The organism is Streptomyces sp. NBC_00091 (assembly GCF_026343185.1).
Classification (GTDB): Bacteria; Actinomycetota; Actinomycetes; order Streptomycetales; family Streptomycetaceae; genus Streptomyces.
Map to the genome: position 1 here is coordinate 1799261 of NZ_JAPEMA010000001.1, position 25990 is coordinate 1825250.

The 25990-nt window shown below is 72.6% G+C and carries 17 protein-coding genes; 4 read left to right on the forward strand and 13 right to left on the reverse strand.

Features of this window, described 5'->3' with window-relative positions; genetic code table 11:
* Window positions 1–3 precede the first annotated feature (3 nt).
* The 3 genes from OOK34_RS07945 to guaA all read right to left on the reverse strand — a co-directional run bounded on the left by OOK34_RS07945 (window position 4) and on the right by guaA (window position 3863).
* On the reverse strand, window positions 4–1260 hold the full coding sequence (locus OOK34_RS07945) for a hypothetical protein (protein WP_267033173.1): 1257 nt from the start codon (window positions 1258–1260) through the stop codon (window positions 4–6).
* Window positions 1261–1354: 94 nt separating this feature from the next.
* A complete protein-coding gene (locus tag OOK34_RS07950) occupies window positions 1355–2140 on the reverse strand; it encodes a class II aldolase/adducin family protein (RefSeq protein WP_267033174.1) in 786 nt (261 codons plus the stop codon).
* A gap of 130 nt (window positions 2141–2270) precedes the next feature.
* Window positions 2271–3863 (reverse strand): glutamine-hydrolyzing GMP synthase, encoded by a 1593-nt coding sequence (gene guaA / locus OOK34_RS07955; protein ID WP_267033175.1) that lies wholly within the window; start codon window positions 3861–3863, stop codon window positions 2271–2273.
* A gap of 297 nt (window positions 3864–4160) precedes the next feature.
* On the opposite strand from guaA, the gene OOK34_RS07960 reads away from it, so the two are divergent.
* A complete protein-coding gene (locus OOK34_RS07960; RefSeq protein WP_267033176.1) occupies window positions 4161–4424 on the forward strand; it encodes a chorismate mutase in 264 nt (87 codons plus the stop codon).
* Between the two features lie 306 nt (window positions 4425–4730).
* Here OOK34_RS07960 and OOK34_RS07965 read toward each other — a convergent pair whose 3' ends face one another.
* From OOK34_RS07965 to OOK34_RS07990, 6 genes are all read right to left on the reverse strand, one after another.
* A complete protein-coding gene (locus OOK34_RS07965) occupies window positions 4731–6413 on the reverse strand; it encodes a hypothetical protein (protein ID WP_267033177.1) in 1683 nt (560 codons plus the stop codon).
* Window positions 6414–6580: 167 nt separating this feature from the next.
* Window positions 6581–8341 carry a GMC oxidoreductase gene (locus OOK34_RS07970; RefSeq protein WP_267036666.1) on the reverse strand — a complete coding sequence of 587 codons (1761 nt, stop codon included), beginning with the start codon at window positions 8339–8341 and terminating at the stop codon, window positions 6581–6583.
* Window positions 8342–8437: 96 nt separating this feature from the next.
* Window positions 8438–10069 (reverse strand): succinic semialdehyde dehydrogenase, encoded by a 1632-nt coding sequence (locus OOK34_RS07975; protein ID WP_267033178.1) that lies wholly within the window; start codon window positions 10067–10069, stop codon window positions 8438–8440.
* A gap of 112 nt (window positions 10070–10181) precedes the next feature.
* The gene (locus OOK34_RS07980; RefSeq protein WP_267033179.1) at window positions 10182–11783 is read right to left on the reverse strand and encodes a serine/threonine-protein kinase; all 1602 of its coding nucleotides are present in this window, start codon (window positions 11781–11783) and stop codon (window positions 10182–10184) included.
* A gap of 114 nt (window positions 11784–11897) precedes the next feature.
* On the reverse strand, window positions 11898–14447 hold the full coding sequence (locus tag OOK34_RS07985; RefSeq protein ID WP_267033180.1) for a protein kinase: 2550 nt from the start codon (window positions 14445–14447) through the stop codon (window positions 11898–11900).
* Between the two features lie 88 nt (window positions 14448–14535).
* Entirely contained in the window at window positions 14536–16851 is a 2316-nt protein-coding gene (locus tag OOK34_RS07990) for a serine/threonine-protein kinase (RefSeq protein ID WP_267033181.1), read from the reverse strand.
* Between the two features lie 329 nt (window positions 16852–17180).
* Between OOK34_RS07990 and OOK34_RS07995 the strand changes: the two genes are divergently transcribed.
* Window positions 17181–18383: a transposase gene (locus OOK34_RS07995; protein ID WP_267033182.1), complete on the forward strand. Its 1203-nt coding sequence runs from the start codon at window positions 17181–17183 to the stop codon at window positions 18381–18383.
* A gap of 32 nt (window positions 18384–18415) precedes the next feature.
* Here the strand turns inward: OOK34_RS07995 and OOK34_RS08000 are convergent, their stop codons facing one another.
* Window positions 18416–20122, reverse strand: a complete 1707-nt coding sequence (locus OOK34_RS08000) for a glycerol-3-phosphate dehydrogenase/oxidase (protein ID WP_267033183.1) — start codon at window positions 20120–20122, stop codon at window positions 18416–18418.
* A 253-nt stretch (window positions 20123–20375) separates the two neighbouring features.
* Here OOK34_RS08000 and OOK34_RS08005 point away from each other — a divergent pair, with 253 nt between their 5' ends.
* Both OOK34_RS08005 and OOK34_RS08010 read left to right on the forward strand, forming a co-directional pair.
* Window positions 20376–21605 (forward strand): nucleotide sugar dehydrogenase, encoded by a 1230-nt coding sequence (locus OOK34_RS08005; protein ID WP_267033184.1) that lies wholly within the window; start codon window positions 20376–20378, stop codon window positions 21603–21605.
* 165 nt (window positions 21606–21770) lie between these two features.
* Window positions 21771–22244: a hypothetical protein gene (locus OOK34_RS08010; protein WP_267033185.1), complete on the forward strand. Its 474-nt coding sequence runs from the start codon at window positions 21771–21773 to the stop codon at window positions 22242–22244.
* Between the two features lie 75 nt (window positions 22245–22319).
* Here the strand turns inward: OOK34_RS08010 and OOK34_RS08015 are convergent, their stop codons facing one another.
* The 3 genes from OOK34_RS08015 to OOK34_RS08025 form a co-directional block, all read right to left on the reverse strand.
* Entirely contained in the window at window positions 22320–23444 is a 1125-nt protein-coding gene (locus OOK34_RS08015; RefSeq protein WP_267033186.1) for a GuaB3 family IMP dehydrogenase-related protein, read from the reverse strand.
* A gap of 158 nt (window positions 23445–23602) precedes the next feature.
* Window positions 23603–25102, reverse strand: coding sequence for an IMP dehydrogenase (guaB, locus tag OOK34_RS08020; protein WP_267033187.1), 1500 nt, complete (start codon window positions 25100–25102; stop codon window positions 23603–23605).
* A gap of 149 nt (window positions 25103–25251) precedes the next feature.
* Window positions 25252–25881 (reverse strand): sigma-70 family RNA polymerase sigma factor, encoded by a 630-nt coding sequence (locus tag OOK34_RS08025; RefSeq protein ID WP_267033188.1) that lies wholly within the window; start codon window positions 25879–25881, stop codon window positions 25252–25254.
* Window positions 25882–25990 lie beyond the last annotated feature (109 nt).

Sequence of the window (25990 nt, forward strand, 5' to 3'; positions counted from 1 at the left end):
CGTTCACTCGGCCACGTCGATGATGCAGCGGTTGGATTCCACCCCCGCCGCCGTGACGACCTGGATGTCGATGCGGCCCGGTTCCACCTCCGCCGGCACCGGGACGGTGAGCACCGTGTCCGCGGGGTTGGTGAACCCGCCGGGCACCGGGACCAGCGGCACGTGCACGTGGACCGCCCCGATCCGCACCACCAGCCGGGCGAGCATCTCCGGCGTCTGCGCCCCGGGCGGCACGAAGCCGAGGCCCCGGATCTCGATGTCGTCCCCGGGCCGGACGGCCGCGTCCAGGTCCCCGGGTTCGCGCCGGCGGACCACGGACAGCACCAGCGGGCGGCTCCCCTCGGCGTACTTCGCCGCGAGGTACACCGCGGCCGACAGCGCCACCAGCATGGCCAGCGCCCACGGCAGCCCCGGCAGCCGGTCGGGGAAGCGGGCCAGCGACACCGCCGCGTAGCCCAGCACCACGGTGGAGACGAGCACGTACTGCGCGTCGGGGAAACTGCCGCGGCCGTCGTCGTCCGTGAGCAGGTCCACCCCGCGCGGCCGGTCCGCCGGCAGCTTCTGCAGCCGCTGCCCCATGATCCGTACGGAGACCACCCGGCGCACCAGCACCGCCACCCCCGAGGTCAGCGCGACCACCGACAGCAGCGGCAGCGCCCGCCCCAGCGCGAACCCCTGGTACAGGGCCTCGCGCTCCGGTCCGGGCGAGGAGGCGGCCAGCCGCAGCGCGGGCAGCAGCGCCGCGAACGCGGTCAGCACCAGCCAGGCGCTCGGCACCGCCTTCGAGGTGGACAGCCGGTTGTCCTCCCCGACGACCGGGGCCAGCAGCCCGCCGCGCAGCGACTGCGCCCGGGCGGCGACGGTGAGCAGCCCGGCCAGCACCAGCGCGGCCAGCAGCCCGGCGGTGCGGGCGGTGGACCAGCCGGTGCCGAGCGCGGTGCCCACCTGCACCACCAGCAGCACCCCGGCGGCGATCCACAGGGCGAGCACGGCCCGCCGCGAAAACAGGTACAGCCAGGAGTGGCCGGCCTCCCGCCCCCGGTCGGCGACCGTACGGGCGGACAGGGTCAGCTCGTCGGAGACCCACTGCCGCGAGGCGCCGAGGGAGTGGGCCACGGCGGCCGGTACCCCCTGCCCCGCGGCGAACTCTTCCCGTTTCTCCAGGAACGCGGCGACGGCTCTGCGGTGCCCCTCCCGTGCGCACTCGTCGCAGGCGCAGACGGCGGTATGGGTACTCCGGGACATCTCTTGGACAGCCACGCGCGTGCCGCCTCTCTGAACTACGGTGCAATGCCAGCGAATTGTGCACCACTGCGAGAGCGCTCCGGATTGCGCACGATGTCAGAGCAGGTGATTAACGGTTCATGATGTTGACGCCACCGTCCGAGACGGTCTGCCACAGCGGCTGGTAGCTCACCCAGGCGGCGAGATCTCCGCCGAACCGCTCGCGCGTGGCCACGGCCGCGCGGTGGTCGACGGGCACCGGTTTCCCGGCCGCCCGCGCGATCAGCTGCACCTGCGCCGCCCGCTCCGCCGCGATGAACCACCAGGCCGCCGCGTCCACCGAGCCGCCGACCGTCAGCAGCCCCTGGTTGCGCAGGATCAGCGCCTTGTACGGGCCGAGCGCGCGGCCGATCCGTACGGGGTCGGCGGCTCCGTCCGCCGGGTACTCGTCGAGCAGCGCGTGGTCCTCGTAGAAGGCGCAGGCCTCCTGGGTGACGGGCGCCAGCAGCTCGCCGAGGCAGGCCAGGGCCCTGCCGTACGGGCCCTGCGTGCGGACCACCGCCACCACCTCGGGCCGGGCCCGGTGCACGGCCGCGTGCACGGCGAAGGCCAGCTGGTTGACCCGCCGCCCGCCCCGGACCACCCGCCCCTCCCCGTCGACCAGCAGCAGGTCCTCGGGGCCCAGGCCCGCGAAGGCCCGGCCGAAGGGGTTCACCCAGTAGCAGTCCTCGAACTCCGGGTCCCGCGCGGTGACGTGCCCCGAGACCCCGTCCTCGTACCCGAGCCGCCCCAGCAGCCGCAGTGCCCCGGCGAGCCGCTCCTTGCGGTACGCGCGCTCCTCGGCCGGGCCGGTGTGCGCGGGCGGCATCTCGAAGGCCAGCCGGTCCACCGGCACGGGTACGGGCTGATCCGGCATGCGCCCCTCCTTCGGGTCGCGGCGCAAGGTACCGGCATGGCCGTGAAGTGGCCATAGGGAAGGGGCCGGGGGAAGGCGAAAGCCGCCACTCCCGGAAGGGGGCGGCGGCTTCGTCAGGCCGTGCGGGGTGTCACTCCCACTCGATGGTGCCCGGGGGCTTGCTCGTGCAGTCCAGGACCACGCGGTTCACGTCCGGCACCTCGTTGGTGATCCGGGTGGAGATCCGCGCGAGCACCTCGTACGGCATGCGCGTCCAGTCCGCGGTCATCGCGTCCTCGGAGGAGACGGGGCGCAGCACGATCGGGTGGCCGTAGGTGCGGCCGTCGCCCTGCACGCCCACGCTGCGGACGTCCGCGAGCAGGACGACCGGGCACTGCCAGATCTCCCGGTCCAGGCCGGCGGCGGTCAGCTCGTGGCGGGCGATGGCGTCGGCCTCGCGCAGCAGGTCCAGGCGCTCCTTGGTGACCTCGCCGACGATGCGGATGCCCAGGCCCGGGCCCGGGAAGGGCTGGCGCTGGACGATCTCGTCCGGCAGGCCGAGCTCCTGGCCGACCATCCGGACCTCGTCCTTGAACAGCTGGCGCAGCGGCTCGACGAGCTCGAACTCGATGTCGTCGGGCAGGCCGCCCACGTTGTGGTGGGACTTGATGTTGGCGGTGCCGGTGCCGCCGCCGGACTCGACCACGTCCGGGTACAGGGTGCCCTGGACGAGGAAGGCGACCGCGGGGCCGTCCTCCTGGAGGATCTCCAGCTGGGCCTGCTCGAAGACGCGGATGAACTCGCGGCCGATGATCTTGCGCTTGGTCTCCGGGTCGGAGACGCCGGCCAGCGCGGTCAGGAAGCGCTCCTGGGCGTCGACGACCTTCAGCTGGACGCCGGTGGCCGCGACGAAGTCCTTCTCGACCTGCTCGGTCTCGCCCTTGCGCATCAGGCCGTGGTCGACGTAGACGCAGGTCAGCTGCGAGCCGATGGCCTTCTGCACGAGTGCCGCGGCGACCGCGGAGTCCACGCCGCCGGACAGGCCGCAGATGGCGCGCTTGTCGCCGACCTGCTCGCGGATGGCCGCGATCTGCTCCTCGACGATGTTGCCGGTGGTCCAGGTGGGCTTCAGGCCCGCGCCCCGGTAGAGGAAGTGCTCCAGCACCTGCTGGCCGTGCGTGGAGTGCATCACCTCGGGGTGGTACTGCACGCCGTACAGGTTCTTCTCGTCGTTCTCGAAGGCCGCGACCGGGACGACGTTCGTCGACGCGGTGACGGTGAAGCCCTCGGGGGCGGCGGAGCAGGCGTCGCCGTGGGACATCCACACCGACTGGTGCTCCGGGGTGCCCTCGAAGAGGGTGGAGCCGGGCTTGGAGACGGCCAGCTGGGTACGGCCGTACTCGCGCGCGCCGGTGTTGTCGACGGTGCCGCCGAGGGTGGTCGCCATCAGCTGGAAGCCGTAGCACATGCCGAATACGGGGACACCCGACTGGAAGAGGCCCAGGGCGTCGTCCAGGCGCGGGGCACCCTCCTCGTACACGGAGGACGGACCGCCGGAGAGGATGATCGCCTTGGGGTTCTTGGCGAGCATCTCGGCCACGGGCATCGTGCTGGGCACGATCTCGCTGTAGACGCGGGCCTCACGGACGCGACGGGCGATGAGCTGGGCGTACTGGGCGCCGAAGTCGACGACGAGAACCGTGTCCGGGGCGCTGTCGTGGGCGGCGGAGGGTGCTTCTGGCACGGGGCAGGCCTTCCGGCGGAAGAGGTGGCTGTTTTGTCGATTCTAACGGGGGACGCCACTCCCCCTTCGTCTCACCATCCGAACCCGCTTGGCCCGGAGCGGGACGGAAGGTAATAATCCCTTTCATGCGCAAGCAGCTGAGCTTCCTCTTTACCTATGGCACCGGCCGGTCCGGTCGCCATGGGTCATCGTGATGCTCGCTTGAGCCACTGACTTCCCAGAGCGCCCCGGTCCGACAGGACCGGGGCGCTCTGGCGTTTCCGCTCCTGCCGGCCACCAACCCACAGGAGAGACGTCATGACCACGATCACCACCACCCCCGAGCAGCTGATCGCCGGCTCCCGCGAGCGCATCGACTCCCTCGACGACCGGATCATCGGGCTGATCCAGGAGCGGATGGCCGTCTCGGCCGTCATCCAGGAGGCCCGGATCGGGGCGGGCGGGCGGCGGGTGCACCTCTCGCGCGAGATGGAGGTGCTCTCGCACTGGAGCGATGCCCTCGGCAAGCCCGGCACCGCGCTCGCGATGACCCTGCTGGAGCTGTGCCGGGGCCGCGTCTGAGCGGCGCGGGCGCCTGTTCGTCACCCGTCCGGGCCGTGACCGGCCCCGGGGGCCTTCGTTGGTGAGGTTGTCCGTGCCAGCCAGGCGCGCGACGCAGCACCACGCGTGGCTCCACGGGAGCGATGAGACGTGCCGCCCGACGGCGCGCGTCGTGGGACCTCGCTCCCTTCGTGTGACCGGACGGCAGGGGACAGCAGCCCGGTCACCCATGAGAACGGCCGGCCCGGGGGACGCCCCGGGCCGGCCGTTCGTCTGTGCGCCGTCGTGTTCCGTGCGCCGTCGTCTTATGCGCGCCGTCGTGTGCCGTTACGCGTGCGCGGAGCCGCCGCGGCGTCGGAAGCCCAGGTAGAGCGCCGCGCCGACGGCCAGCAGCCCGGCTCCGGCGAGGCCGACCAGGCCCGCCGTGCTGCCGGTGGAGGCCAGCGGGCCGCCGCTGCGGCCGGCGGCCGGGGAGGCGCCGGAGCCCGTGGTGGCTCCCGGGGTGGCCGAGGCGCTCGCGGAGGCGCTCGCCGAGGCGCTCGGCGAGGGGGTGCCGGTGGAGGGGCGCGGCGACGGGGTGGTGGTGCCCGTCGCGTTCACCGTGAAGGCGGCGATGTTGTTGGTCAGCACCGGGTCGAAGGCGTGCCGCTGGGGCTCGCCCTGCGGGCCGGGCTTGCCGACGGTGATGGCGCCCCTGGCGTCCTTGACCGTCTTCTCGATCCGCAGCTCGAAGGGGAACTCGGCCTTCTCGGATTCCAGCACGGACGTGCCGGTGGCGCAGCGGTAGTGCGCGCTCCGCACCTGGCGGCAGACCGCGGGGGCCGTGAGGACCTTCACGCCCTGCGGGAGCACCACGTCGACCACGGCCGCGGGGGCGGTGGAGCGGTGGTCGGCGACCCAGGCCGGGCCGTGGTTGCGTACGGTGACGGCCGTCTTGACCGTGGTGCCGGCGGTGCCCTTGAGGTTCAGGGGCTCGGCCGCGAAGTCGGCGGTGTTCGGCACGGCGAGGTCGAACACGCGCTTGTTGTCGGCCGGGTTCAGGTCGGCGCCGCGCAGGGGGGCGGCGGGCTCCGGGGCCCGCTTGCGTGCGGTCAGCTTCCGGCCGGTGGTGGTACCGGTGGCCGTGCCGGGCGTCTTGGCGTCCGTGCCCGTGGCCTGCTGGTGCGGGGCCGCCGGGTAGATGCCGTAGCCGAACAGCTCGGTGCGGGCGTGCGCGGTGGCCTTCAGGTGCAGCGGGCTGTCGCCGGCCAGCTCGTAGCTCGCCTTGGCCTCGAAGTCCCCGTCGACGGTGCAGACGGCGGTGGTGGAGGTGCGGGTGGTGCGGTAGGAGCAGTTGTCGTAGCGCTCCGGGAGCTCCATGCCGTGGGTGGCCTCCAGTTCCAGGACCACTCCCTTCGCCGGCTGGGTGCCCTCGTTGCTGAACGCGAGGGGCAGGGGCTGGCTCTCGCCCGGCTTCGGGTCCTTCTTGAGCCGCATCTCCCGCATCACCAGGTCGGGGCCGCCGACCGTGAGGGTGGTGGCGGCGGGGGTGACGGTGGCTCCGGTGGCCGTGCCGGTCACCGTGAGCACGCCGGAGGCGCCGTTCGCGCTGCCCTTCACGGCGGTGGCCTCCAGGTCCACGCCGGGGCGCGGGCCCTTGTCCTTGCAGACGAGCGTGGTGCCGCTGACCTGGCACTTCTTCACAGCCGCGGCGGGGTTCTCCCGTACGTCCGCGAACGCCGCGACCTTCGCAAGGTCGACGGTGAAGGTGAACTCGCCGCCGAAGGTGCCGACGTCGTCCAGGCGGAAGGGCAGCGCCACGGGCTGCGGGGAGGCGGTCCCTCCCGGGTGGAGCGGGAGGGCGAGGGCGGCCGGGGCGGCCAGGCGGAAGACGGGGGCGGCGGACTCGGCGGGTCCGGCGGGTCCGGCGGGTCCGGCCGGTCCGGCGGGCTCGGCGGCCATCGCGGAAGGGGCGGCCAGCCCCACGGCCACCAGGCCGCACGCGGCCAGCAGGGAGATGCGCTGTCTCATGCCCCCCTTGACCCCCGGACCGCCGTCGCGGTTGCACGGTTCCCCATGTGACCGACACCACAGCTCAGCGCGAAGGATTCCGGTACAACCTTTTTCGGCAACCGCCTGTCCACTCATGTACTGCGGTGAGTACCGCGCTCGGAGGGGGAGCGCGGTGCTCACCGTCGTCAGTGCTCCGGTTCCGGTTGCCTCGGCGGAACTTCGGGAACCGCGAGGAACGGCAGCCGCAGCGCGCCGAACGCCTCCTTGGGGACGGCCGGGAGGTTCGGCTCCACCGCCTCGAGACGCTCGTACGACCGGCCCTGCGCGGGCCGCCGGTCCGCCTCGCCCTTGTTCGGCCAGTACGACATCGCCCGCTCGGCCTGTGCCGTGATGGTCAGGGACGGGTTGACCCCGAGGTTGGCGGAGACCGCCGAACCGTCGACCACCGAGATGCCCGGGTGTCCGTACAGCCGGTGGTACGGGTCCACCACGCCCTCCTCGGCGGTGGCGCCGATCGGGCAGCCGCCGAGGAAGTGGGCGGTCAGCGGGGTGCCCATCAGCTCCCCGATGTTGCTGCCGGGGAAGCCGTTGATCTCCTCGGCCAGCAGGGTCGCGGCCCGGGTGGCCTCCTCGATCTGCACCGGATTGGGGGCGCCGTGGCCCTGACGGGCGGTCAGCAGGCCCTTGCCGACGCCGCCGGGCCTGCGGTAGGTGGTCAGGGAGTTGTCCAGGGACTGCATGACCAGCCCGATGATGGTCCGCTCCGACCAGCGCCGGTTCGACAGGGAGCGCAGCAGCTGCACCGGGTGCCTGGCGGTGCGGGCGAACCAGGCCCGTACCCGGTGCCCGCTGTAGGGCACCTGGAGGACGGTCATGAACCCCATGGCGTTGGAGCCCTTGCCGTAGCGGACGGGCTCGATGTGGGTGTCGGCGTCGGGGTGCACGGACGAGGTGATGGCCACGCCCCGGGTGAAGTCCGCCCGGGCGCCGCCGCCGTGCCGCTTGCGGTAGCGGCGGTCGTCGGTCTGGGCGCCGACCAGGCCCTCGGAGTTGGTCCGGGTCAGGTCGCCGAGCCGGTCCGAGATCCGGGGCAGTTCGCCGAGGTCCTTCATGGTGTGCAGCAGGGTCTGGGTGCCGTACGTACCCGCCGCGACCACCACGTGGCGGGCGCGCAGCACCCTGGCGCGGCCCTTGCGGCGGTGGTCGGTGGGGACGGTGCGGACCCGGTGGCCGCCGTCGGGGTGCTCGGAGAGCGCGGTGACGGTGGTCATGGGGTGGATGACGGCGCCGGCCCGTTCGGCCAGGTGCAGGTAGTTCTCGTTGAGGGTGTTCTTCGCGCCGTGCCGGCAGCCCGTCATGCACTCGCCGCACTCGGTGCAGGCCCTGCGGGAGGGCCCGGCGCCGCCGAAGTACGGGTCGGCGACCTCCTGGCCGGGGCGGACCCGGGGCTGTCCCGCGGCGTCCTGGCCGTCGCCGAAGAAGACGCCGACCGGCGCCATGTGGAATGTGTCGCCGACGCCCATCTTCTCGGCGGCGGCCTTGAGGTGGACGTCGGAGGGGGTGAGCGTCGGGTTGAGCCGTACGCCGAGCATCCGCTTCGCCTGGTCGTAGTACGGGGCGAGTTCCGCCTGCCAGTCGGTGATGGAAGCCCACTGCCGGTCCTCGAAGAAGGCGGTGGGCGGCACGTACAGGGTGTTGGCGTAGTTGAGCGAGCCGCCGCCGACCCCGGCGCCGGCGAGCACCATCACGTTGCCGAGCAGGTGGATGCGCTGGATGCCGTACAGCCCGAGGGCGGGCGCCCACAGGTAGTTGCGCAGGTCCCAGCTGTTACGGGGCAGGCTCTCGCGGGTGAAGCGGCGTCCTGCCTCCAGGACGCCGACCCGGTAGCCCTTCTCGGTGAGGCGCAGTGCCGAGACAGACCCCCCGAATCCGGATCCGATGACGATGACGTCGTAGTCGTAGTCGTGGTCACGATCGTGCTCGTGGTCACGATCGTGGTCGTGCTCGTGGTCGTGGTCGTGGTCGTTCGGCACGAACACCCCTTAGCGCAGTCGGAGAGCCTTGAGGACCTTGAGGCTGCTGGTCATGAAGCGGGCGTACTGCTCGTCGTCCATGCCCAGCGAGGGCGCCATCGGGATCAGCCGCTGGTGGGCGACGGTCTGCGCCTCGGTGTACTTGAGGATGCCCTCGGAGCCGTGCCGGCGGCCGAGGCCGGATTCCTTCATGCCGCCCATGGGGGCCTGGGCGCTGCCGTAGGCGGGGGCGTAGCCGTCGTTGATGTTGACGGTGCCGGTGCGCAGCCGGGCGGCGACGGCGTGCCCGCGACGGGCGTCCTTGGTCCAGACGCTGGAGTTGAGGCCGTAGGGGGTGGCGTTGGCCTGGGCGACGGCCTCGTCCTCGTCGGTGAACCGGTAGACGGAGACGACCGGGCCGAAGGTCTCCTCGGCGCAGACCGACATGGGGGCCTCGACCCCGTCGAGGATGGTGGGTTCGTAGAAGAGCGGGCCGATGTCGGGGCGGGCCACGCCGCCGGCGACGAGGGTGGCGCCCTTGGCGACGGCCTCGTCCACGTGCCGCTGTACGGTCTCCAGCTGCCGTTCGCCGACGAGCGAGCCCATGTCGGCGCCGTAGGCGAGGGAGTTGCCGAGGCGCATGGCCTTGGTGCGGGCGGCGAAGCGCTCGACGAAGGCATCGGCGATGGAGGCGTGGACGTAGAGCCGCTCGATGGAGATGCAGAGCTGGCCGGCGGAGGAGAAGCAGGCTCGGACGGCGCCGGCGGCGGCCTTCTCCACGTCGGCGTCGTGCAGCACGAGCATGGCGTTCTTGCCGCCGAGTTCGAGGGAGACCCCGACCAGGCGGGCGGCCGCGCCCTGGGCGACCTCGCGGCCGGTGCGGGTGGAGCCGGTGAAGGAGACGTAGTCGGCGTGCCGGACCACTTCGGGGCCGACGACCGGGCCCTCGCCGAGGACGACCTGGAAGACCTCGGCGGGCAGTCCGGCCTCGATGAGCAGGTCGCGGGCCCACAGGGCGGTGAGCGCGGTCTCCGTGTCGGGCTTCATGACGACGGCGTTGCCCGAGACGAAGGCGGGCAGGGCGTCGCCGACGGAGAGTTCGAGGGGGTAGTTCCAGGGGGCGATCTGGCCGACGACCCCGCGGGGCTGGCGCAGTTCGGTGACCTTGGTGAGGGTGGGCATGGCGCCCGTGTGGCCCTTGGGGCGCAGGTACGAGGGTGCCTTGCGGCCGTAGTGACGGGCGGCGACCGCGACGGCCTGGACCTCCTCGTGGGCGTGCAGGCGGGCCTTGCCGGTCTCCAGCTGGATGAGGTCGAGGACCTCGGCCTGGCGGGCGAGGACCAGGTCGTGGAAGCGCAGCAGCACGGCGGCGCGCCTGCGTACGGGGACCCGCGCCCAGGCGGGCTGGGCGGCGCGGGCCTTCGCGAAGGCGGTGGCCACGTCCTCGGGGGTGGCCTCGGGCAGGTCCGCCAGCTTCGCCCCGGTGAAGGGGGTGTGGTTGGCGGTCCGGCCGGAACCGATCACTCCGCGGGTGAGCCGGGTGACCAGGGCGGGGGTCACCACGTCGGCGGCGGTGCGGGCACCTGCCGGGGCCGGGGCGACCGGGTTGGTGGGCTGCGGTGCGGAGCGGAGAGGGGCGGCGGGGGCCTGCGAGTCCGTCATGGCGGTGAGCGTATTCCGCCCGGAAGCCTTTGGGTACCCGTGGGTAACCGGATTTTGCCAAATCTGCCAGTGATCACTGGCAGGATGGCCGGGGAGGGCCGGCCGGGCGGGCTCAGCTCCCCTTCACGGCCGGCGCCCAGCCGCTGAGCACGATGTCGAACTGCTGGCGGGTCGTGTCCCAGTCGGCGACGGGGCCCGTCATGTAGATCGCGTACTCGGTGTTGTTCGGGGCGATGTACATCTGCTCGATGGCCCGGCGCGGTCCGGCGTGCACCCCCTTCTCGGTCCACGTGAAGTCCCACAGCGCGGCCTGGGTGCTGTCGCGGAAGGTGTTCGGGTTGAGCTTCAACCGTTTGTAGTCCGTCCGCTTCTGCACCTGCTTCTCCAGGTCGAGCACGTGCGTGTACGGGTTCACGTAGTCCGGGGTGGGGTCGGCGGCGATCCGGATGTAGTGCTTGCCGTTGTCCGAGGTGTAGTCGATCTGGTTGCCGTCCATCTGGCGCGTCCAGCCCTGCGGGACGAACAGCGTGAAGCCCGCCGGGTCCGTGACCTTGTTCCACCCGGCCGGCGGGCCGCCGGCGCTCGCGTTCTTGTCGGAGCCGCCGCCCTTGCCCGTATCCCCGCCCCCGTCCCCCTCGCCGCCCCCGGTGAACTTCAGCAGCCCGAAGACGGCCCCGCCGCCCAGCAGCGCCGCCACCAGGGCCACCGCGGCGGCCCGCCTGAGCCGCCCGCGCGGGCGCCCCGCGGGGGCGGGTGCCTGGGCGGGCGGGGCGGTGGCCGGGGCGGGAGCGGGGGCCGGCTCCGGCGCCGGAGCCCCCTGGGAGGCGGCCCGCTCCTCGGCACTCACCGCGCGCGTGGGCACGTACGCCTGAGCCGCCTTCGGCTCTCGGCCCTCCATCGCCTCCAGCAGCATCCGCTCGGCCTCCGCCGCCGAGGGGCGCTCGGCCGGGTCCTTGCGCAGCAGCGCGGTGATGACCGGGCCCAGGGGGCCCGACTGGCGCGGCGCGGGCGGCTCGTCGTTGACCACCGCCTGGAGGCTGGAGATGGGCGAGGTCCGCCGGAAGGGCGAACGGGCCTCGACGGCCGTGTAGAGGGTGGCGCCCAGCGACCACAGGTCGGAGGACGGATCGGGGGCGCCGCCGGTGACCCGCTCCGGGGCCAGGTAGTCGATGGAGCCCACGAGTTCACCCGTACGCGTGATCGACGAGTCGCCCTCGATCGCGGCGATCCCGAAGTCGGTGAGCAGCACCCGGCCGTCCTTGGCGAGCAGCACGTTGCCCGGCTTCACGTCCCGGTGCAGTACGCCGACCGCGTGCGCGGCGCGCAGCGCGCCCAGCACGTGCAGGCCGATCCGGGCCGCCTCGCGGGGCTCGATCCGGCCGGCGGCCTTGGCGGCCTCCGCGAGGGAGGGGCCGTCGACGTACTCCATGACGATCCACGGCCGGTCGTCGTGCTCCAGCACGTCGTGGACGGTGACGACCGCCGGGTGCTGGATCCGGGCCGCGGCCCGCGCCTCCTTCTGCGTACGGGCGTGCAGGACCTCCCGGTCGGCCTGGGCCACGTACAACCCCGCCGTCAGTTCCTTGACCGCGACCGTCCTGTGCAGCAGCTCGTCATGCGCGCGCCACACCTTGCCCATGCCGCCGCTGCCGATGGGCTCCACGAGCCGGTACCGGCCCGCGAGCACCGCACCCACGCCTGTCTGCTGTTCCACGAAATCCCGCCGCTCTGTGCACTCCAAGCCAGATTACGGAGCCTGCGGGTGCTGCCGGAACCGAGCGGGGCCCGGAAGGCGGCACTGTGACGCAATCGCCGTACTGATCGTCCGTCAGCCGCCGGCTTTGTAACTCGCCGTTGCCTTCTCGAAGACGTCGGTGACCTTGTCCTGGTTGTCCTCCGGACCTGTGACCATGACAACGTGGTAACTGCCGCCGAGCGCCACGACGAAGTTGCGCGCGAACAGCGACCGGCCCGCCGCGTCGATCCAGGTGTAGCGGCCCGTGACCCGCAACTGCTGCCCCACCTTCGTGGACTTGACGTCCCCGCCGGAGGCCCAGGTGGAGTTGCGGTACGGGGCCAGCTCCGGCTCCTTGTCCTTCTGGTACCCCAGCGGATCCGGACTGCCCCCCTCGACCCGGTCCCGGCCCGGTACGACGATCAGGGTGAACTGGCCCTGGGTGTAGCGCACCTGACCGGCCTCGTTGATCGACTGCCGCTCCCAGCCGTTGGGGACGGCGATGGCGAAGTGCGCGGGATCCTGCTGGACGGTGTAACCCTCCGGCGCGGGCGCGTCGGTCTGCGGGGCAGGCTTGGACTCCGGGGTTCCGCTCGGAGTCCGGCCGGGCGTCGGGGGCTTCGGCTGGGGGCTGGGCGGCCCGGAGGAGGCGGCGGCCGGGCTCTGGGCGGCCGTGGGCTGCTGTTCGTCGGAGTCGGCCGCGCGCGGCATGAAGACCATCGCGTACGCCACCGCGCCCGCGAGCAGGGCCAGGACGCCGACCAGCAGGACCTTGCCGAGGGAGCGCGGCTTGCGGGGGGCGGCGGGGTTGCGGTGGCGCCCGTGGAGATCGCCGCGGCGGCGTACGACGGGCAGCCGCGCGGGATCCGCCTCCGGCATCGGGAGCCCGGCGAAGTCCCCGTCGGGCTCCGGGGCGGAGCGGATCAGCGAGCGCAGCCAGCCGCGCAGCTCCTCGAACTCGGGCCGCTCGGTGGGGTCCTGGCGCAGCAGGGACTCCACGACGGGACGCAGCGGGCCGCACTCCTCGGCGAAGGCGGGGGGCTCGGCGCAGACCATCTCGACGAGTTCCGCCACGCTGTCCTCGGGGTACGGGGCGTGGCCCTGGACGGAGCGGTACAGCAGGGCGCCGAGGGCCCAGAGGTCGGTGGCGGGGCCGACGGGCGCGGCCAGCTGCCAGTGGCCGTGGACGGGGCCGGCCTGTTCGGGCGCCCAGCGCTCGGTGAGGGCGCCGACGACGGCCATCCGGGTCTGGCGGGCGCGCTCGGCGTCGAGGCCGGTGCGGGGGCCGCCCCAGGCTCCGCCGGTTTCGTGGACGCGGGCTTCGGGGGCTCGGGGATCGGGGGCTCGGGGCGCGCTCGCCGGTCCCGGCGCCGGCGGGCGCAGCGCCGCCGCCGGTCCCGTGACGGCCTGCCGGGCCGGCGGGTGGCCCGCGCCGGGCCGGGCCGCGGCCGGGGGGCGCGGCGGCGCCGCGGGCTCGGCCTGGCGGTAGCCCTGCGGGAGGGCGAGCTGCGCGGGCAGCGCGGGGCGGGCCGGCTCGGCGGCGGGCTGCGGCTCTACGGCCTGCGGCTGCGGTGCCTGCTCCGGCTCGCGCTCCGGCTCTCGTTCCGGCTCCCGTTCCGGCTCCCGTTCCGGCTGCGCCGGGCGGCGTGGGGTCGCCCCGTGCCAGGGCGTGGCGGCGGCGGTGTCCGGCCCCCCGTACGGGTACGCGTACTCCTGCGGCAGGTTGGCCCCGGTCGGGGGCAGCACCGGCACGACCACGGGGCCGCGCTCGCCGCGCTGCCGCGCCACCTCGGCGGCGGCCGCGCGGCTGCCGGCCCGGTACGCGGCGATGGTCCCGGCGCGGGCGACGGCCTCGGCGTCGGACCGGCCCTGCACGGGCCGGGCGGGCTGCGCGGGCTCCTGCGGCTGCGGCGGCTCCGGGGTGATGTGGTCCGTGTAGCGCGGCCCGGTGTCGTACCCGGGCGCCACCAGCGGGGCGTACCGGGGCCCGTCGTCCCGGGGCTCCGGGGCCACCGGGGGCGGCGGTGTGCCCCAGGCGGCCTCCACGGCCTCGTCCCCGCCCGGTTCCCCGGTGTCCGGCGGCGGGACCGGGTCGTACCCGCACAGGGCCTCCTCGGCGGCGCCCGCCGCCAGGCCCGTCAGGACGACCCGCCCGTCATCGCATATCAACACCGTCCGGGCGGTGATGTTCCGGTGCGTCCAGCCGTGCGCGTGCAGCACGCGCAGCGCGGTCAGGACGTCGGAGGCCACCTCCGCCGCCCGGTAGGGGCTCAGCGGCTCGTCGGCGATCAGCGCGGCCAGCGGCCTGGCGGGGACGAGTTCGCTCACTATCCACAGCGAGCCGCCCTCGGCGAACACGTCGAAGACCTGGTCGAGCCGCGGATGGTCCGGTACGGAGGCGGCCGCCTGGGCGGCGGCGATCGCCCGTCGGACGGCCGGGAGTTCCCCGGTGGCTCCGGCCTGCGCGCGGGTGCCGTCGAGCAGCTCCGCGTCCACGACCTCAGGTAACGGCACCTGCCGTACCAGGACTTCCTGTCCGCTGCGCGTGTCGAAGGCGCGGGTCTCTATCAGCTCGTACTCGTCGGACGGCGGAAGCGGCAGCCGGTAGCGGTCGGCCAGGATCCGGCCGGCGTAGTCCTCCACATCGCCTCCCCCGAGTGCGGTCCCCCATGTCCCCCGCTGGACACGATACGTCGCCGGGGCCGCCCGCGTCCCGGGCTTACGAGGCCTGTCAGCCCAACTGCTGGAAGGTCTGGAACGCCGTGTTGCGCAGCTGCGTGCATTCGGGGCCGTCCCACTGGTCGGCGGCGCAGCTGATCATGATGGCGTAACCGTGCGTGGGATCGGTCTTGAAGCCCCGGTCGAGCACCCGGACCCTGATGCCCTGCTGCTCGCGCTCGAACTCCCAGTCCGCGACGGTCGGGTAGCCCCGGTAGTCCACCGTGTCGAGGCGGATCTGGCGGTAGCCCTTGCTGCTGCCGGCCACGGCCGGGGCGAGCTGGGCCCAGGCGAGGCGGGCGTCGTTGCCCGGGCTGTTGGTGTAGTCGACCTGGATCCGCGGGAAGCCGCCGTCGCGGCTGTATATCGCACCGGAGTTGCTGCCCGCGGTGTCGGTCTGGCGGAAGCCCTCGGGCATCGCCATCGCGAAGTGGAACCGCAGGTCGGTCACCGTGCCGAACCCGGCCGGGAGCCCGCCGCCGGGGCTCGCCCCCTGGCCCTGGCCCTGCCCCTGGCTCTGGCCGGGGTCGGCGCCGCCCGGGGTGCCGCTGGGCACGGGCGTGCCGGGGGCGGCGGGCGTGCCGCTCGGGGTCGCGCTCGGCGAGGAACCGGCCGACGCGGCCGGGCTGTTGCCGGAGGAGGCGCCGGGCGAGGGGCTGCCGGACGCGACCGGACCGGCGCCGCCCTTGCCCTCGTTCTTGCGGCCGCCGGGCTTGTCGTCGCCGCTGACCATGTACGCGATGAGCGAGCCGACCAACGCCAGGACCACGACCACACCGGCTATCGCGAGCGCGATGGTGCGGCGCGGCACCACGTCGGTGAGCGAGGCCGCGGCCGGCCCGGGACGGGACGGCGCGGCCTCGGCGGCGGAGGCCGCGGCCGCGTCGGCGGCGGCCGCCTTGCGGGCCGCCTTCAGCGCGGCGCGGGTCCGCTCGCGCTGCTCGCGCTCACGGCGCTCGCGCTCCTTCTTCGCCGCCTTCTCGGCCGCGGCGTCGGCCTTGCTGAGCGATATCGGCCGGGTCTCCTCGACCGGCGGGACCGGCTCGGGCTCCGGCTCGGGAGCGGCGACGGGCTCGGGGGCGTTGACCACGGCGGTGAGCATCAACCGCGCGTGGTCGTCGTCGAGACGCCGGGCCGGGTCCTTGACGAGCAGTCCGTAGATGACCTCGGTCAGCGGGCCGGCGTTCTTCGGCGGGTCCACGGGCTCGGTCATCACCGCGGTGAGGGTGGCGAGCGCGTTGCCCTTGTCGTACGGGGGCACGCCCTCGACGGCCGCGTACAGCAGCCCGCCCAGGGACCACATGTCGGCGGGCGGACCGGGCTTCTGGCCGCGGGCGCGCTCGGGGGAGATGTACGAGGGGGCGCCGACGAGCATGCCGGTGGAGGTGATGGAGGGGTCGCCCTCCACCTGCGCGATGCCGAAGTCGGTCAGGACGACGCGGCCGGAGGCGGCGATGAGCACGTTGGACGGCTTCACGTCGCGGTGCAGGATCCCCTGGCGGTGCGCGGCGCGGAGCACGTCGAGCACGGCGAGCCCGACCTCGGCCGCGCGGTGCGGGGTCAGCGGCCCGTTCTCCCGGACGAACTCGGCGAGCGAGGGGCCCTCGATGAGCTCCATGACGATCCAGGGCCGGGCGTCCTCGTCTACGACGTCGAAGACGGTGACGGCGCCCTCGCTGCGGATGCGCGCGATGGCCTTGGCCTCGCGGAGGGTCCGGGTGATGAGGCGGCGCTTCTCGTCCTCGTCGACGCCGCTGCTGAAGCGGAGTTCCTTGACGGCGACCGTCCGCCCGAGGACCTCGTCCTCGGCACGCCAGACGGTGCCCATGCCGCCCTTGCCGAGCACCGCTCCCAGCCGGTACCGCCCGGCCAGCAGCCGCCCCTTGTCCTTCGCGGGCGCGTCAGCGCTCGCCGCCCCGGCCTTGCCGCCGGACGGCTTGGCGGACGCGGCGTCAGCCTCCGGCACCACGGCCGGCTTCACGCCACCGGAACCCGACTTCGCCGCAGGCTCCGCGTCCTCAGGCTCCGGCTTCGCCATCGCCACGGGCTTCGCGTCCTCGGGCTCCGCTTCGGCCGCCGCAGCCTTCCCGGCGTCAGGACCGGGCTCCGCCACGGGCGCGGCCCCGTCCGCCTCGTCCGGGCCCGCTTCGGACGGCCCGGGCTCGCCGGACCGCGCCCGGGGCACGGCCGCAGCCACGGGCTTCGCGTCCTCGGGCTCCGCCTTGGGCGATACCGCCGGAGACGCAGCCTCGCCCTCACCGTCCAGCTTCGCCGCAGGCGGCCCGGCAGGCGCCTCGGCGGGCGACTCGGTGTGCTCCGGCTTCGACATGCGTCCCCTCTGCGATCGTGCAGCCTGCCCGGCTGCCTCGGCAGCCGCCGGGGGGCACGTTAACCCACCCCGACAGAAACCTCATTGTTGCTCACTCCGCATCGGACGGGAGCCCCGGGTCCAGCGGTTCCCTCCCTCACTGGGCAACCCCAGGCTGCCCAGCCCTCAGGCCAGAAAAGCGGCTGCCACAGAAGTGGTGGGGGTGACCTCTGCCAGGTGCAGGGAGCTTGAGGTTGGGGAGTGCCAGTCAGTACGGCTGTCGGTCACTCGTTCGCGCTAGTTGTCCGAGTTTCGGGGCGAAGCAGGGCCCAGGCTCCTAGGTTGACTCCATGACGGCATTGGCGGTACTCAGGGAGGCTGGGCACGCCCGGTACACCTTCCGGCTGCGCGTATCGTCTGCCGCCCGGTCGGCTCTGCTCTCCGAGTGGGACCGGTGTCGGTGGGTGTGGAATCAGTGCGTTGCCGAGTCCAAGGTGGCGTACAAGGCTGGGGAAAAGTGTGGTCCGGCCGTGCTGTGCAAGAAGCTGACCGACTGGCGTGCAGGGCGTGAGTGGCTGCGCATGGGCGGGAGTGTGCCGCAGCAGCAGGTCATCCGTGACTTCGCCGCATCGCGGGCCAAGGCGTTAAAGGACATCAAGGCCCGGCTGCCGGTGCGGCGGCGTGCGGGAATGCCCCGGTTCAAGAGGAAGGAGCTGACGGATCCGACGCTGAACTACACAAAGTGCGGGTTCCGGTTGAGGGATGGCCGTCTCTACCTGGCGGGCGGAATTTCGCTGACGGTGGTGTGGTCGCGGGAGCTGCCGTGCGCCCCCTCCAGTGTGCGCGTCTACCGTGACAACCTTGGCCACTGGTACGCGTCCTTTGTCGTCCAGGCGCACGTGCAGCCGCTACCAGCGACCGGTGCGGCGATCGGTGTCGACTGGGGTGTCAAGGAGACCGCGACCACCACGAGCGACGCTCACGACCTCCCACATCCCGAACATGGGAAGCAATCGGCCGGGAAACTGGCCGGCTACCAGCGGATGATGGCCCGCCGGAAGCCCAAGCGCGGCCAAGCCTCCTCGACGGGTTACCGGAAGGCGAAACGGCAGGCCGCCAAGGCCCACAAGAAGACCGCCCGGCAGCGTCAGGACACCGCACGCAAGTGGGCCAAGCAGGTCGTGAGGGACTTCGACCTGCTTGCTGTGGAGGACTTCCGCCCCAAGTTCCTCGCAAAGTCGACCATGGCGCGCAAGGCGGCCGACGCTGCGATCTCAACTGTCAAACATGAGCTGCTCAACATGGCGCGCAAACACGGACGCGACCTGCGCCTCGTGGATCCCGCGTACACCACCATGGACTGCGGAAACTGCGGAGCGAGAACCAAGCACGCACTACCGCTGTCGGAACGTACCTACACGTGCACCGCATGCGGAGCCGTCTCCCCTAGGGACAAGAACTCCGCGCGCGTGATGCTGGTCCGGGCAGGTCTCAACCCGGCTACCGTTGATCGTGGAAGACCTGACGGACCGCCGGTCCACCAGGCAGTGTGAGGTAGGAATCCCCGCTCACCAAGGGGAGGATGTCAAAACGGAACGATGTCGGGCGCCCCCAGCCGGGCCGCGTCCGCCGTCTGGTCGTCCGGCTGGCGTTGCGATTCCCGCTCCGCCTGCACCCGCTTCTCGTAGTGCTCCACTTCCTTCTCGATGTGCTGCTTGTCCCAGCCCAGTACCGGAGCCATCAGTTCCGCGCACTCGCGCGCCGATCTGGTCCCCCGGTCGAAGGTCTCGATCGAGATCCGGGTCCGCCGCGTCAGCACGTCGTCCAGGTGCCGGGCCCCCTCGTGGGAGGCCGCGTAGACGATCTCCGCGCGCAGGTAGTCGTCCGCCCCGGACAGCGGTTCCCCCAGTCCAGGGTCGGCCGCGATCAGGTCGAGCAGTTCCTCCGTCAGCGATCCGTACCGGTTCAACAGGTGTTCCACCCGCACCACATGGAGTCCCGTCCGCGCGGCGATGCGGGCCCGGCCGTTCCACAGGGCGCGGTAGCCCTCGGCCCCCACCAGCGGCACGTCCTCCGTCACGCACGCCGCGACCCGCTGGTCCAGCCCGTGCACCGCCTCGTCGACCGCGTCCTTCGCCATGACCCGGTACGTCGTGTACTTGCCGCCCGCCACCACCACCAGACCCGGCACCGGATGGGCCACCGTGTGCTCGCGCGAGAGCTTGCTCGTCGCGTCCGACTCCCCGGCCAGCAGCGGCCGCAGGCCCGCGTAGACGCCCTGGACGTCGTCCCGCGTCAGCGGTACCGCCAGTACCGAGTTCACGTGCTCCAGCAGGTAGTCGATGTCCGCGCTCGACGCCGCCGGGTGCGCCTTGTCCAGGTCCCAGTCGGTGTCCGTGGTCCCCACGATCCAGTGCCGCCCCCACGGGATCACGAACAGCACCGACTTCTCGGTCCGCAGGATCAGCCCCGTGCTGGAGTGGATCCGGTCCTTCGGGACGACCAGGTGGATCCCCTTCGAGGCCCGTACGTGGAACTGCCCGCGCTCCCCGATCAGCGCCTGGGTGTCGTCCGTCCACACCCCGGTGGCGTTCACGACCTGCTTGGCGCGGATCTCGTACTCTCCCCCGCCCTCCACATCGCGCACCTTCGCCCCGACCACCCGCTCGCCCTCGCGCAGGAAGCCGACCACCCTCGCCCGGTTGGCGCAGTGCGCCCCGTACACCGCGGCCGTCCGCACCAGCGTGGCGACGTAGCGCGCGTCGTCCATCTGGGCGTCGTAGTACTGCAGGGCGCCCACCAGCGCGTCCTTGCGCAGCGCCGGCGCGATGCGCAGCGCCCTTCTGCGCGAGAGGTGCCGGTGGGTGGGCAGTCCGCGCCCGTGGCCGCTGGAGACCGACATCGCGTCGTACAGGGCCACGCCCGAGCCGGCGTAGAACCGCTCCCAGCCCTTGTGCTGGAGCGGGTACAGGAAGGGCACCGGCTTCACCAGGTGCGGGGCGAGCCGCTCCAGCAGCAGCCCGCGCTCCTTCAGCGCCTCCCGTACGAGGGCGAAGTCGAGCATCTCCAGGTACCGCAGCCCGCCGTGGATGAGTTTGCTCGAGCGGCTGGACGTCCCCGACGCCCAGTCACGCGCCTCCACCAGCCCGGTCGAGAGGCCTCTGGTCACCGCGTCGAGCGCGGTGCCCGCGCCGACCACGCCCGCGCCTACGACCAGCACGTCCAGTTCCCGCTCGGCCATCCGGGCGAGCGCCTCCGCGCGCTGCGCCGGTCCCAGTGTCGCTGTCCTCACGGCTGCCTCCCGTTGGCGCGGGCCGTACCCGCTCGATGCGGGTGATCCCGCTCACATCTCCCACTTCAGATTCTGACCGGCCGCACCGACATCAGCCACCGCCTGTGGACAACACAAGCGCGACCACCACCTCACAATGCGACATATCTGTCATATATACGCCTAGTCTGACATTGCGCCAGCTCCAGTCGTCCACAGGACTTGCGCGCACCGCCCCCTCATGCATGCCAGGGAAGGGAAGGGACGGCCCCCCATGCCCGCAGATCTCGCCGTCATCGGACTCGGCCACCTAGGCCTCCCCCTCGCCCAGGCGGCCGTCGCCGCCGGAATCGAGACCGTCGGCTACGACAGCGGCCCCGCGACGGACAGCACCCTCACCGCCGCCGAGATCCGCCGGATGTCGGCGGCCGGCTTCCGGGTCACCACCAACCCCGTCGAGCTCGGCCGGGTCCGCACCGCCGTCATCTGCGCCCCCACCCAGCTCGGCGCCGACCGCGCGCTCGACCTCGACGCCGTCGGCGAGGCGGGCCGCACCCTCGCGGCCCGGCTGCGCCCGCACACCACCGTGATCCTCGAGTCCGCCGCCCACCCGGGCGTCACCGAGGACTACCTGCGGCCCATCCTGGAGGAGGGGTCCGGGCTGCGCGCCGGGCGCGACTTCCACCTGGCCTACTCCCCCAGCCGCCTCGACCCCGGCAACCGCACCCACACCATCGCCAACACCCCCAAGGTGATCGGCGGCCTCACCCCCGCCTGCACCGAGTCGGCGCACGCCTTCTACGCCCGGCTCACCGAGAAGGTCGTCCGCGCCCGCGGCCTGCGAGAGGCCGAGACGGTCCAGCTCCTCGAGACCAACTACCGGCACGTCAACATCGCCCTGATGAACGAGATGGCCGTCCTCTGCCACGACCTCGGCGTCGACCTGTGGGACGTCATCCGCTGCGCCGAGACCAAGCCGTACGGGTTCCAGGCCTTCCGCCCCGGCCCCGGCGTCGGCGGCCACGGCGTCCCCCTCGACCCCAACTACCTCCCCCACACCACCCGCACCCCCGGCCACCCCCTGCGCATGGTCGGCCTGGCGCAGGAGATCAACAACCGGATGCCGCAGTACGTCATCCAGCGCTGCGCCACCCTGCTGAACGAGCACGGCAAGTCCGCGCGCGGCGCCCGCGTCCTCCTCCTGGGCGTCACCTACAAGCCCGACCTCGCCGACCAGGAGGGCTCACCGGCCCGCGAGATCGCCAGCCGGCTCCTCGACCTCGGGGCCCTGATCAGCTACCACGACCCGTACATCGCGGGCTGGCGGGTCCGCGACCAGCCCGTGCCGCGTGCCGATTCGCTGTACGAGGCCGCCGCGAACGCCGATCTGACGATCCTGCTCCAGCACCACCGCACGTACGACCTCCAGGGCCTGGCGGTGAAGGCCCAGCTGCTGCTGGACACCCGCGGCGCCAGCCCGGCCGGCGCGGCCCACCGCCTCTGACGCCCCACGGGCCGCCACCCCAGGTCACGACGCGATCCCGGTCCGATCACCCGATCGAAATCCCCTCTCGGACGGCGCCGCACCCTGCTAGCCTGCGGCGTCACTTATCTCGCACTTACGCCCCACGGGCACCCGTGCGCCCGAATCCCTGGGGGGGATTTCCCAATGAGCCAGAACTTCCAGCCGCCCGCGCCCTCGCCGTACACCGAGGCCCCCGCCCCGGCCCCGGCCCGCAGGGGCAATGTCGGCCTCGGCATCGTGGCCGCCGTCGTGGCGGCCCTGATCGCGGCGGCGGCGTACGGCGGCATCATGAACGCCATCGACCGCGAGGTCGGCTACGCCGCGGTCGGCGTCGGCCTGCTCGTGGGCCTGGCCGCCGGAAAGATCGGCGGCCGCAACCCGGTCCTGCCCGTGGTCGCCGCCGTGCTCGCGCTCGGCGCCGTCTACCTCGGGCAGATGTTCTACATCGCGCTCATGACGGCCGAGATCGCCAACGTCGGTGTGGTCGATGTGCTCGACAAGGTCGGCGTCGCGGGCCTGAACGACGTCTGGAAGAAGGCCACGGACTTCATGTCCTTCGTCTTCTTCGGCATCGGCGCCTTCGTCGCCTTCGGCGCGGCCAAGAAGGCCAGCGACTGAGCGGGCGCCCGCGTACGCCGGAGGGCCGGCACCCCGAGTGGGGTGCCGGCCCTCCGGCGTACGCAATGAAAAAACTCAGCGGCGGTGCTGCGAGTCCGCGATCGTGACCTCGACCCGCTGGAACTCCTTGAGCTCGCTGTAGCCGGTGGTGGCCATCGAACGGCGCAGCGCGCCGAAGATGTTCATCGAGCCGTCCGGGGTGTGCGACGGGCCGGTGAGGATCTCCTCGGTGGTGCCGACCGTGCCGAGGTTCACCTTCTTGCCGCGCGGCACGTCCTCGTGGACGGCCTCCATGCCCCAGTGGTTGCCCTTGCCCGGCGCGTCGGTGGCGCGGGCCAGCGGGGAGCCCATCATCACGGCGTCCGCGCCGCAGGCCACGGCCTTCGGGATGTCGCCGGACCAGCCCACGCCGCCGTCGGCGATGACGTGCACGTACCGGCCGCCGGACTCGTCCATGTAGTCGCGGCGGGCCGCGGCCACGTCGGCGACGGCGGTGGCCATCGGGACCTGGATGCCGAGCACGTTGCGCGTGGTGTGCGCGGCGCCGCCGCCGAAGCCGACCAGGACGCCCGCGGCGCCGGTGCGCATCAGGTGCAGGGCCGCGGTGTAGGTGGCACAGCCGCCGACGATGACCGGCACGTCGAGCTCGTAGATGAACTGCTTGAGGTTCAGCGGCTCCGCGGCGCCGGAGACGTGCTCCGCCGACACGGTGGTGCCGCGGATCACGAAGATGTCCACGCCCGCCTCGACGACGGCCTTGGAGAACTCGGCGGTGCGCTGCGGGGACAGCGCGGCGGCGGTGACGACGCCCGAGTCGCGCACCTCCTTGATGCGCTGCCGGATCAGGTCCGCCTGGATGGGCGCGGAGTAGATCTCCTGGAGACGGCGGGTGGCGGACTCCTCGTCCAGCTCCGCGATCTCGTCGAGCAGCGGCTGCGGGTCCTCGTAGCGGGTCCACAGGCCTTCGAGGTTCAGCACGCCGAGGCCGCCGAGCTCGCCGATGCGGATCGCGGTCTGCGGGGAGACGACCGAGTCCATGGGGGCGGCCAGGAAGGGGAGCTCGAAGCGGTACGCGTCGATCTGCCAGGCGATCGAGACCTCCTTCGGGTCCCGGGTACGCCGGCTCGGGACGATGGCGATGTCGTCGAACGCGTACGCCCTGCGGCCGCGCTTGCCGCGCCCGATCTCGATCTCAGTCACGTGTGGTGGCCTTTCCTCTGGGTCTGCCCGTCCAGTATCCCCGAACCCCGGGCGCCCGCGTTCCGGTGACCGCTGTACGGACGAGCGCGGGCCTTCACGGGGGCGGGCACGGCGAAGGGGCGGGCCCACCCGGGCCCGCCCCTTCAGCCTTGCGCCACTCAGCCCTTGCGGGAGTAGTTCGGTGCTTCCACCGTCATCTGGATGTCGTGCGGGTGGCTCTCCTTGAGGCCCGCCGAGGTGATCCGGACGAAGCGGCCCCGGTCCTGGAGCTCGGGGACGGTACGGCCGCCGACGTAGAACATCGACTGGCGCAGGCCGCCGACCAGCTGGTGGACGACCGCGGAGAGCGGGCCGCGGTAGGGGACCTGGCCCTCGATGCCCTCGGGGATCAGCTTGTCGTCGCCGCCCACGCCCTCCTGGAAGTAGCGGTCCTTGGAGAAGGAGCGCTGGTCGCCGCGGGACTGCATCGCGCCGAGCGAACCCATGCCGCGGTACGACTTGAACTGCTTGCCGTTGATGAAGAGCAGCTCGCCCGGGGACTCCTCGCAGCCCGCGAGCAGCGAGCCGAGCATCACGGTGTCGGCGCCCGCGACCAGGGCCTTGGCGATGTCGCCGGAGTACTGGAGGCCGCCGTCGCCGATGACGGGGACGCCCGCGGCCTTGGCGGCCAGCGAGGCCTCGTAGATCGCGGTGACCTGCGGGACGCCGATGCCGGCGACGACGCGGGTGGTGCAGATGGAGCCGGGGCCGACGCCGACCTTGATGCCGTCGCAGCCGGCGTCGATCAGCGACTGGGCGCCGTCGCGGGTGGCGACGTTGCCGCCGATGACGTCCACGCCGGAGTTGGACTTGATCTTGGAGACCATGTCGCCGACCAGGCGGGAGTGGCCGTGGGCGGTGTCGACGACGATGAAGTCGGCGCCCGCCTCGATCAGGGCCTGGGCGCGCTCGTACGCGTCGCCGGCGACGCCGACGGCCGCGCCGACGAGGAGGCGGCCTTCCTTGTCCTTGGCGGCGTTCGGGTACTTCTCGGCCTTGACGAAGTCCTTGACCGTGATGAGGCCCTTGAGGATGCCCGCGTCGTCGACCAACGGCAGCTTCTCGATCTTGTGGCGGCGCAGCAGCTCCATGGCGTCCACGCCGGAGATGCCGACCTTGCCCGTGACCAGCGGCATCGGGGTCATGACCTCGCGCACCTGGCGGCTGCGGTCCGACTCGAAGGCCATGTCGCGGTTGGTGACGATGCCGAGCAGCTTGCCGGCCGGGTCGGTGACCGGGACGCCGGAGATGCGGAACTTGGCGCACAGCTCGTCGGCCTCGCGCAGCGTCGCGTCCGGGTGCACCGTGATGGGGTCGGTGACCATGCCGGACTCGGAGCGCTTGACCAGGTCGACCTGGTTGGCCTGGTCGGCGATGGAGAGGTTGCGGTGCAGTACGCCGACGCCGCCCTGGCGGGCCATCGCGATGGCCATGCGGGCCTCGGTGACCTTGTCCATGGCCGCGGACAGCAGCGGAACGTTCACGCGGACGTTGCGCGAGATGAGGGAAGAGGTGTCGATCTCGTCCGGAGCCATGTCCGACGCGCCCGGCAGCAGCAGCACGTCGTCGTAGGTCAGTCCGAGCGTGGCGAATTTGTCGGGCACTCCGTCGGCGGTCATGACACCTTCCCAATGGTCTTGCTCAGCGCGGATGTCCATGCTAACGGGATCCCGACGCGTCTCATTCCACGACCAAGGTCAACCAGAAGTTTCGTCGTTTCCTACGACAGAAAATGGTGCGAAAGGGGACGCGCCGCCGACGGCGGTGGTCACTGCTCGGCGAGGGCGCGCAGCCGGCTGAGCGCCCGGTGCTGGGCGACCCGTACGGCGCCCGGGGACATGCCGAGCATCTGGCCGGTCTCCTCCGCGGTCAGCCCGACGGCCACCCGCAGGACGAGCAGCTCGCGCTGGTTCTCCGGCAGGTTCGCGAGGAGCTTCTTGGCCCAGGCGGCGTCACTGCTGAGCAGGGCGCGCTCCTCCGGGCCCAGCGAGTCGTCCGGCCGCTCCGGCATCTCGTCCGAGGGGACGGCCGTGCTCCCCGGATGCCGCATGGCGGCCCGCTGGAGGTCCGCGACCTTGTGCGCGGCGATGGCGAAGACGAAGGCCTCGAAGGGGCGGCCGGTGTCCCGGTAGCGGGGCAGCGCCATCAGGACGGCGACGCAGACCTCCTGCGCGAGGTCTTCCACGAAGTGACGAGCATCACCCGGGAGCCGCGACAGTCTGGTGCGGCAGTAGCGGATGGCGAGGGGGTGCACGAAGGCCAGGAGATCGTGCGTGGCCTGCTCGTCCCCCTCGACGGCACGGCGTACGAGCGCGCCGACAGCCCCGGCGTTGCCGCTTTTTGCGGCGCCGGTGGGGGCTGTGGCCGCTGGTGACCCCAGGGCCTCGTCGTCGCGCATCAATCCATGGTGCCTTGGCGCCGGAGCGTTCGCGGCACCGTGGTCCGTGTTGTGCATCGAAGCGTTATGAGCGGGTGCGCCGGAACTCATCATTTGCGCCCTCCCCTCC